This window comes from Noviherbaspirillum malthae (assembly GCF_015352985.1).
In the GTDB taxonomy this organism is placed as follows: domain Bacteria; phylum Pseudomonadota; class Gammaproteobacteria; order Burkholderiales; family Burkholderiaceae_D; genus Noviherbaspirillum; species Noviherbaspirillum malthae.
Window position 1 is genome coordinate 1 of sequence record NZ_JACYXF010000129.1, and the last position, 8,225, is coordinate 8,225.

Here is an 8,225-nt window from a genome sequence, read left to right on the forward strand (position 1 = left end):
CCCGGACGGGCTCCATCGACGAGGGCCTGTGATGTGCCTTGCTGCTGCAACTTCACTACCCAGTTGTGGATGCTTTGCCGCGTCACGCCAAGCGATTGCGCAACCTCCTTGATGGGACGGCCGCGGCTGTATTCCAGAATCGCCAGTGTGCGCTTGTACTGGTGCGCGTCGTGGGTTTCACGCAAGGTCTGCTCAAGCTGCAGTTGCTCTTCGGCAGTTAGATGGATCCCGCTCATGGCAATGCCCTCCTGCGCACTCATGATATCCAGTATAGGTCAACATCCTTTTGTTTTCGTGCTTAGCGTTGCGACGAAGTTCTTTATGATCATCATCATCTCCTGAAGTATCACCTTACTGTGACAGACATACGATGCTGCCACGACGTCGTTAGAATTGCTGCGTCGCTGGCACCTCGCCTGCGCTCTCGCGCCGCCATGCAGTTGCTCTGCCTTGGATTGACTTGTCGCGCCGTTGACGACTGACGTGTTCACTGAAGGCTGCATCCTTTCTCCAGGAAGTGCGACCGCATCGCTTGGCGTTGCCTCTCGCACATTAAAGTAGTCATGAGGGGCTGGCTTCCTTTTCTTGGTGACCGTATCGAGTACCCTATGACTTCACTGCCGGCCAGCACAGAATAATACCGGCCTGGCACTAACAGTCAGGCCTTCAGCGTATAAAGCCAGTGCCGAAAATTCCTGAAGGTTCGCCGATCAATTACGGTCGTTCGACGACCCCGCCTAGATGCTGCGCAGACGTTGCTTGGTTTGGGCTCCTACATTGTGGAAGTCAACGGCGAGGACTAGCACCGGTCTACGCGAGGACGACTAGCCATGGACCACACCCAACACCAGAACACGCCCGCCGACCTGATAAGATTGCCAGGCTTCGTGGTCGATCTGGCGAGCGAACAACTGCTTACCGAAGGCGGCGTTGTCTGTGAACTGCGTCCGCAAGCGTTTGCGGTTCTCAGGCACCTTGCGCTCCGTGTCGGGCACGTCGTCACCAAGAAGGAGCTTCTCAATACAGTTTGGGAGGGCATGGCTGTCACTGACGACTCATTAGTGCAGACCATTAGTGACATCCGTCGTGCATTGCATGACCCGCTGCACCAGCTGATCAAGACGGTGCCGCGGCGCGGCTATATGTTGGTGCGCAGTGAGCTTGCCGAACCAACGTGTATATCTGTGGCACCACAGCCCAAGGTATTGTCATCGCCGGTCGACGCGTCAACGACACGCGCGCCAACCATCAGTATGACAAAGCATGATCTTTATGCGAGTGCGTTTTTTTTGGTATGGATCCTCATAGGACTGATCTACTGGAATGATGCTGACGATACGACAACCAAGGAATTGTCTGACCCTTCCACGACCGCGACGCTTGCAGTGTTGCCGTTTTCTGCGAGCGGGCAAACAGGAGAAACCGAATTGCTTGCTCGTAAGCGATCAATGAACACGCCCCTCTACATTTCAGGATGATGCTGGAGCGTTAGCGGAGATTTGTTGGCATGTTCCAAGGCAGGAGCGCGTCGTAGTCGTCGACGTGGTTGGTCAGCGGCAGCATTCTGAACAGCCAGGCGAGGTAGCGGTACGGATCAATACGGTTGGCCTTGCAAGTTTCCACCAACGAGTATAAGTTCGCGCTGGCGTGTTCACCGTCAACGGTGTCACTAAAGAGCCAGCCGCGGCGGCCGATGACGAAGGGCCGGATCGCGTTCTCGCAAGGATTGTTCGAGATCGGCCACTGGCCATTGTCGACGTAGCGCACCAGCTTGGGCCACTGCCCGCTCAGATAGTACATGGCCTTGCCTAGCAAGCTGCCCGGCAACATCGTATCGCGGTGCGTAACCAGCAGCTGCTCAATACGCCCAAGTACCCGTTTGCTGTAGCGCTGGCGCAGACGCCATCGCCGCATCGCGTCCCATTCTGCGCTACGCGCTTCGGCTGCATACAGTTTGGCAATCAGCTGCACGAAGCGGGTCGCCAACTGCTCACCCGAGCGGGCCGCCTTGGACAGCGCATCTTCGGCCTTGATGAAGCCCCTCCTGGCATGACTTCAGCAACCCAGGTGCATGAGCTGGTAATCGTACGCAATGCCGTCGTACAGCGCATAGCCATCGGACATGAGTGCCGTGCGGGGTTTGATGCCGTCAAACAGATTGGGGACATGCTGTCCGCCGCGCCCTTGCGTGTAAGTAAACAGCCGGATCGGCGGACCGGCACCGCCGTTCATCTGCGCCCACAGGTAGCTCTTGGTCTGCGCTCGCCGGCCCGGTTCCTTGAGCACCTGGAAGGTGGTCTCGTCACAGTAGAGCAGCTCGCTCTCCAGCAAGGCATCGCGCATGAGATTGATGACGGGCTGCACGGCCAGCCCTACGCGCACCATGCCAGCAGCCACCGTGTTCGACGAGATGTCGCCACCGAAGCGGCGCAGCAGCACCGCCTGGCGATACAGTGGCATGCCGAACTGGTACTTGCCGGTGGCGATCCAGGCCAGTGCCGATTCGGTGAACAGTCTGAGGTCGGTTGAAAAAGGTGGATGCCAACGTTTTGTACAATTGAGGAACGGGGGCAAAGATGAATCGAATACCAAGGGCAAGATATACAAAGGAAGTACGCGAGGAAGCGGTCAATCTGGCGAAGACGGTCGGCACATCGGAAGCGTCGCGCCGGCTGTCAATTCCGCTCAAGACGTTGGCCAACTGGTTACGTGTATCGGGTAATGGAAAGCTGGCCGAGATTGGGCAGCAGCAGAAGCCACTGACAGAGGCAGAAGCAGAACTTCACCGGCTCAAGCGGGAGCTGGCAGAAGTCAAGATGGAGCGGGATCTACTAAAAAAGTTTGCGGCGTACTTCGCGAAGGAGTCGAAGTGAAGTACGCCGCGATGGACGAACTGCGTGGCCAGCATCCATTGCCAGCCATGTGCAGGCTGCTTCAAGTGTCGACGAGCGGCTATTACGCCTGGCGCAAGCGCAGCCCATCAGTGCGTTCACAACTGGAACCTCGCTTGGAGTTGGAGATTCGAGCCGCACACCGTAGAACGCGCGAAACCTGTGGCCCCGAGCGACTGCAACGGGACTTGGCCGATCATGGTGTAGTCGTCGGAGTGCACCGAATCAAGCGCTTGCGGAAGAAGCTCGGGCTCAGATGCAAGCAAAAGCGCCGGCTCAAGGCGACGACGGATTCCCGACATACTCTCCCGATTGCGCCTAACTTGCTCAACCAAGACTTCACTTGCAGTGCTCCGAACCAAGTCTGGAGCGGAGACATCACGTATATTGCCACCGACGAAGGCTGGTTGTACTTGGCAGGCTTGAAGGACCTGTTTAGCGGAGAACTGGTTGGCTATGCAATGAGCGAACGCATGACTCGGCATCTGGTGATGCAGGCACTATTCCGGGCGACCGCTACCCACCGACCGCCGCCTGGTCTTATCCACCATACCGACAGGGGAAGTCAATACTGTGCCCTGGAGTACCAGGCCCTTGTGCGGCAGTTTGGCATGCACGCCTCGATGAGCCGGCGTGGAAACTGTTTCGATAATGCGCCTATTGAAAGCTTCTGGGGTACGCTCAAGAATGAATTGATCTACCATCGGCGTTTCGCTACCAGGGACCAAGCCCGGCGGGAAATTGCCGAATACATCGATCTGTTTTACAATCGTCAACGCAAGCAGGAGCGTCTGGACTATCTATCACCAGTAGCATTCACGCAGCAGTTCTATCTTCCACATAGGAGTGCTGCTTAACCCGTTGGCATACACCATCTCCGACCGACCTCACAAGTCGACCGGATCGCGATGCACATAGGCCGTCAGTTCTGCGTCGAACCGGAACACGGCAGTCTCCCAAGCAGATGGATGACGCCCGATGCGGTCTCCAGGCTGGCATGGTGCAGATCGAAATGCACGCCATTGGGCAGGTGCACATGCAAGGCCAGCGTCATGGATGGCGGCGCCGGTGGCATCGACGGCGCCGCAACCGGCGCTGGGCTGGCCGCCACGATGGGCACGAAGGTCGATGCCGCCTCAATCGCTTCCGGGGCCGGGGCGATCAGTGCAACATCCACAGTCGAGGACGCGTTCGTCTGGGGCGTGCCAACACGTCCGGGCGGGTCCAGATCAGCTAGGTTGCGCTCGCGCTCGAGCAGATACCGCGAAATCCACTTGCGTAGCAGGTTGGCGTTGATGCCATTCTCCTGCGCCAGCCGCGCCACCGACACGCCAGGTCGCAGGCATGCCTCCACTAGAGTACGTTTGCTGGCTGCGTTATATTGGCATCGGCCGCCCCGGTCATGACCAAGCACTCTCAACTTGGTGTGATTCTCTTCCATGGGTGTCCACCTCCTGTACTGGTGGACACCATCATCCCAGCATGGAGTGTCGATGGATAGACGTCGTTAAATGACCGCTTACCTTGCAAATGCGTAGTCCATGCTGGCTTCACGGTCAGGTCTAAGACAGCGTTCGTTCAATGCGTTCGGAACCGCATCCACTCGTCAATCGTTGTTACCACTCGTTAATATCTTATTTGAACGATTTCCCACTTGCAATATCAGAGGTAGGGGGCGGCTTACGGGCCGCTGGATATTATAGGGAGATAGTTTTGAAAGAAGTAACGAAGCTGTACGGTACGACACCGTTGATAACTGCCATCTGTGCCGCAGTGCTGCTCACCGCTTGTGGCGGTGATGCTGGAAACGAAACTGATCAGGCGGTGACCTCGGCTGCTGTGACAACGGAGCCGGTACCGGTAGTGACGACAGAATCCGAAGTCGCGCAAGCACGGGCGGACATCGAGCAAAGCGAATCGGCCGCCGAGCCAAGCGAAGATGGCGGTGATACCGTTGCTAACACCAGCGAATCCGCGCCATTATTGATGTGGTCTAGTTCTCGTTGGCCGTGGTGGCCATCCACACCAGCACCAGCACCGGCACCAGCACCAGCACCAGCACCAGCACCAGCACCAGCACCAGCACCAGCACCAGCACCAGCACCAGCACCAGCACCAGCACCAGCACCAGCACCAGCACCTGCACCTGCACCTGCACCTGCGCCGGCACCTGCGCCGGCACCTGCACCTGCACCTGCACCTGCACCAGCACCAGCACCAGCACCAGCACCCGCGCCATCAGCATTGCCGGCTGCAACAACATGCGGACTAGCCAATTTTCAGTCGGAGGTGCTCCGTATGATTAATGAAATGCGTGCCGGATCGCGCTATTGTGGCAGCACGCTATACCAACCGGCCAAAGCCCTGGCGTGGAACAGCAAGTTGTTTGCGGCTGCAGCAGGTCATTCAACTGACATGGCAACGAAAAATTATTTTTCCCATACCGGGCTTGATGGTCGGTCACCAAGCCAGCGAGTCACTGCCGCGGGATATAACTGGCGTACCACCGGGGAAAACATAGCCGCAGGACAAAAGACGATTGCAGACGTCATGAAATCCTGGAATGACAGCCCAGGGCACTGTGCGAACATCATGAATCCCAATTTCACAGAGGTGGCGGTCTCTTGTGTCGCATCCAGCAATTCGACGTACAAGCAATACTGGACGATGTCACTTGGCGCGCCGCGTTAGAGAAACAGCCACCGGTGATTGATTGGCGGCGTCCTTCAAGGTCGGGGCGGTCTGTGGACCGCTCTTCCTTTAGCCATGTTGATGGATGTGACGGGAGGGCCGGGTGATAGTTGTCGTAAAGTCCGTGACATCCTCCTCCGCGTGAACGCGGAGGCTTCCAGAAAGACCTCCAGGTCGCGATCGAGGGTCTCGGCGCCGACCGGCAACGCTTGGGCGGTATTCTGCCTTCACGATGCCGGCCGGTCTTGCCTTCTACGGTAGGTTCCCCACCCGCGTTTGTCTCGATTTTCCGGTTGCTTGAGGTGCACGCTTTACAGGGGACTCTACGGATGTCGATTTCCGGCCAGGGCGGGTTTCCCCGCACAAGACTTCGTGCCCTCCACGTGTGTTGAGCAACGCCAAGGTACGCCCAAGGACCTGCTACACGCTAGCCCTTTCCAGCGATTCATTCACCGTGCCGAAAGCCTGGTGCTCAACAATAGTCGATGCGATCCAGTCGCGCTCGCCCTCGATGCCGCAGGCCAGGCACGAATGCCAGCGATCCTTCAGCGTCTTTGGTACCGGCTCGCCGCACAAGCATGTCTGACTATTTCCCTCGATATGCGCATTTGGTGTTTACTCCGAAGTATCGGCGGCGCATCTCAACCATATCTTTACCGAAGTCTGTCACGACTTCGATGTACGTCTGGTTGAGTTCAACGGCGATGCAGACCACGCCGACTTGTTGGTCGAGTATTCACCTCATGTTGAGTTGTCGAAGCTGGTCAACAGCCTCAAGGGCGTGTCGAGCCGATTGCTGCGGAGGGGCTTTCCGGACATGACTCGGCATGACTGGAACGATAGTCGACTGTGGAGCAGGTCCTATTTCGCTGCCTCATGCGCAGATGCGCCAATCGAAGTCCTGCGTCAGTATATCGAGCAACAACAGACTCCGGATCCAGTGGCGCCTTATATCCCCGCCATGAATGGCGAGGCTTTACGGCGCTTCTGTTAAGCGCAATACTAATCTGCACGCCTTTCATAATCTGCTGCCGTCAGAAACCGGGGCGACTTCTGTGAAGCAAGCGCCTGTATGAACTGCTTAATCTAAGCGCTTGCGCAACGATAGATGGCGTGTTTTGTGTGAGGCACACCTGGATCGCGCCAATTCAGTACTTGCCTTCCCTCATCCAACGCAAGTCAGGGCATGGCGGTGTTTTCGTCTTGGCTGTAGCGATAGCCACAAGTGCAACTATGGCCTCGCTCATCCGGCCTTTGGGCACGAGAGCGCCGTATCGGCGACAACGTTGGTTTGGTTTCAGTTTACGGGTGAAGCCCTGCTTTAATTTGGACCCGGCCTCTTCCGTTTCAGTACCGAGCAGCCTCACCTCGAGGGCCCAACATCAAGGAGGCTACGATCCAATCCAGGGCTTGGCCGCTGTGCCATTCAGCAGCACCTCACCAGTATTGTCATCTTCTTTCTTTTTCGGCTGGCGCGTCATGCCTGCCACATTTAACTCCTCTGTCCCAAATGGCGAGGCGGACCCTGTCCATCTGTGGCTGGACGACATCCCCATAGTGTACTGACCTATCGTTCACCACGAGAATCCCGCCGTGATACGCAGTCATCAACCATACTGTGAAGCGGTGACCAGAAGTTCGGCATCAAATCCACGACGACATCAATAATTAGGAAACATCGGCGGAATGCTGCGTTTTTGCGGACTCTAAGCCAGAAGCGACACCCCTAATAATGCATTCCTAATGAATTTGACGTTGAGAGGGACGCGAAATCAGAAAATGATTGCCTTTAAATACCAATTTTGGAATCGCTAAAAGAACATAGGCTTCGCTGCTTTTGCGCATCCTCAAGCCGGTACCTTGATTGGGTTTTCATCCGGCCGAATACCATCGGCGGATTCAATTGGGAAGTGCAACTTGATGAACTAAGGCAGGAGGGAAGATGCGGTAGCATCCGAACCCCAAGACCGCCAAGTCACTGTTGCCCGGAATGCGCGACACACACCTATCCCAAGACGAACGATACCAGATCTACATACTGCAGAAGGCAGGACATGACTGCAGCAGCATTGCCATGCTCATGAAGCGGCACAAGTCGACGATCAGCCGGGAGCTGCAGCGCAACCGCGGCGAGCGGGGCTACCGGCCAGCACAGGCTCACCAGCAGACTGTGGTACGGCGGCGAACCAACAACGGCAAGCTGACCCTGCCTCGTTTCCACGTACAGCAAGTCATGCAGCCATAAGCGTTTCCTCAGCCTGAATCGGAGTGAGATATCCGGTCGAGGAATGAATCCGCTGACGATTGTAATACCCTTCGATCCAGTCCACGATATCCAGCCGTGCCTGGGCTCGCGTTTCATAACGGGTCTGGTAGATGTATTCAACCTTGAGGGTCTTGAAGAAGCTCTCCACCGGCGCATTGGAACAAGCAGTCAACTGCGCCTGTTAAGCCGGATCAAATCCGGCGTTTCCGGATAACACATCCCTATCACCCCCTCTTCGCACAGGAATTCGAGCTAGTTCTTCACGCGCAAAACTGGCATGAAGACCGGGCTTGGTTTCACGACGCTACGGGTCATCTGCGCTCCCTCCCAGCTATGTGGACTAGCCTCGTGGCTGAGGATCCTTTCAATATGGTGTC

At 56.7% G+C, this 8,225-nt stretch carries 7 protein-coding genes and 4 pseudogenes; 6 read left to right on the top strand and 5 right to left on the bottom strand.

The annotated features are described in order from the left end of the window. Window positions 1-260, bottom strand: a 260-nt coding sequence (locus tag IGW03_RS36645; protein WP_194727315.1) for a helix-turn-helix domain-containing protein, incomplete at its 3' end; no start/stop codon positions are given. Window positions 261-830: 570 nt separating this feature from the next. On the opposite strand from IGW03_RS36645, the gene IGW03_RS36650 reads away from it, so the two are divergent. Then, window positions 831-1,478: a winged helix-turn-helix domain-containing protein gene (locus IGW03_RS36650; protein ID WP_194727316.1), complete on the top strand. Its 648-nt coding sequence runs from the start codon at window positions 831-833 to the stop codon at window positions 1,476-1,478. A 10-nt stretch (window positions 1,479-1,488) separates the two neighbouring features. Here the strand turns inward: IGW03_RS36650 and tnpC are convergent. Next, window positions 1,489-2,514, bottom strand: a pseudogene (tnpC, locus tag IGW03_RS36655) (IS66 family transposase); the annotation flags it as partial. Window positions 2,515-2,576: 62 nt separating this feature from the next. Here tnpC and IGW03_RS36660 point away from each other — a divergent pair. Next, window positions 2,577-3,748, top strand: a protein-coding gene (locus IGW03_RS36660) for an IS3 family transposase (protein ID WP_438943715.1) whose coding sequence is annotated in 2 segments (ribosomal slippage) — window positions 2,577-2,844 and window positions 2,844-3,748 — 1,173 coding nt in all. Because the reading frame shifts where the segments join, the coding sequence is not laid out codon by codon here. Window positions 3,749-3,813: 65 nt separating this feature from the next. Here the strand turns inward: IGW03_RS36660 and IGW03_RS36665 are convergent. Both IGW03_RS36665 and IGW03_RS36670 read right to left on the bottom strand, forming a co-directional pair. Continuing rightward, complete coding sequence (locus IGW03_RS36665; protein ID WP_194727318.1) at window positions 3,814-4,332, bottom strand: transposase; 519 nt, start codon at window positions 4,330-4,332, stop codon at window positions 3,814-3,816. Between the two features lie 552 nt (window positions 4,333-4,884). Further along, window positions 4,885-5,154, bottom strand: coding sequence for a hypothetical protein (locus IGW03_RS36670; RefSeq protein WP_194727319.1), 270 nt, complete (start codon window positions 5,152-5,154; stop codon window positions 4,885-4,887). 35 nt (window positions 5,155-5,189) lie between these two features. Here IGW03_RS36670 and IGW03_RS36675 point away from each other — a divergent pair, with 35 nt between their 5' ends. From IGW03_RS36675 to IGW03_RS36685, 3 genes and pseudogenes are all read left to right on the top strand, one after another. Beyond that, window positions 5,190-5,582 (top strand): CAP domain-containing protein, encoded by a 393-nt coding sequence (locus tag IGW03_RS36675; RefSeq protein WP_194727320.1) that lies wholly within the window; start codon window positions 5,190-5,192, stop codon window positions 5,580-5,582. 578 nt (window positions 5,583-6,160) lie between these two features. Further along, window positions 6,161-6,576, top strand: a pseudogene (gene tnpA, locus IGW03_RS36680) (IS200/IS605 family transposase). Between the two features lie 996 nt (window positions 6,577-7,572). Next, a pseudogene (locus IGW03_RS36685) lies at window positions 7,573-7,764 on the top strand (helix-turn-helix domain-containing protein); the annotation flags it as partial. Window positions 7,765-7,813: 49 nt separating this feature from the next. Here IGW03_RS36685 and IGW03_RS36690 read toward each other — a convergent pair. Further along, a pseudogene (locus IGW03_RS36690) lies at window positions 7,814-8,014 on the bottom strand (IS3 family transposase); the annotation flags it as partial. A gap of 44 nt (window positions 8,015-8,058) precedes the next feature. Between IGW03_RS36690 and IGW03_RS39220 the strand changes: the two are divergent. Beyond that, window positions 8,059-8,225 (top strand): DUF5372 family protein (locus tag IGW03_RS39220; RefSeq protein ID WP_369122970.1); only part of this gene is annotated, 167 nt, incomplete at its 3' end.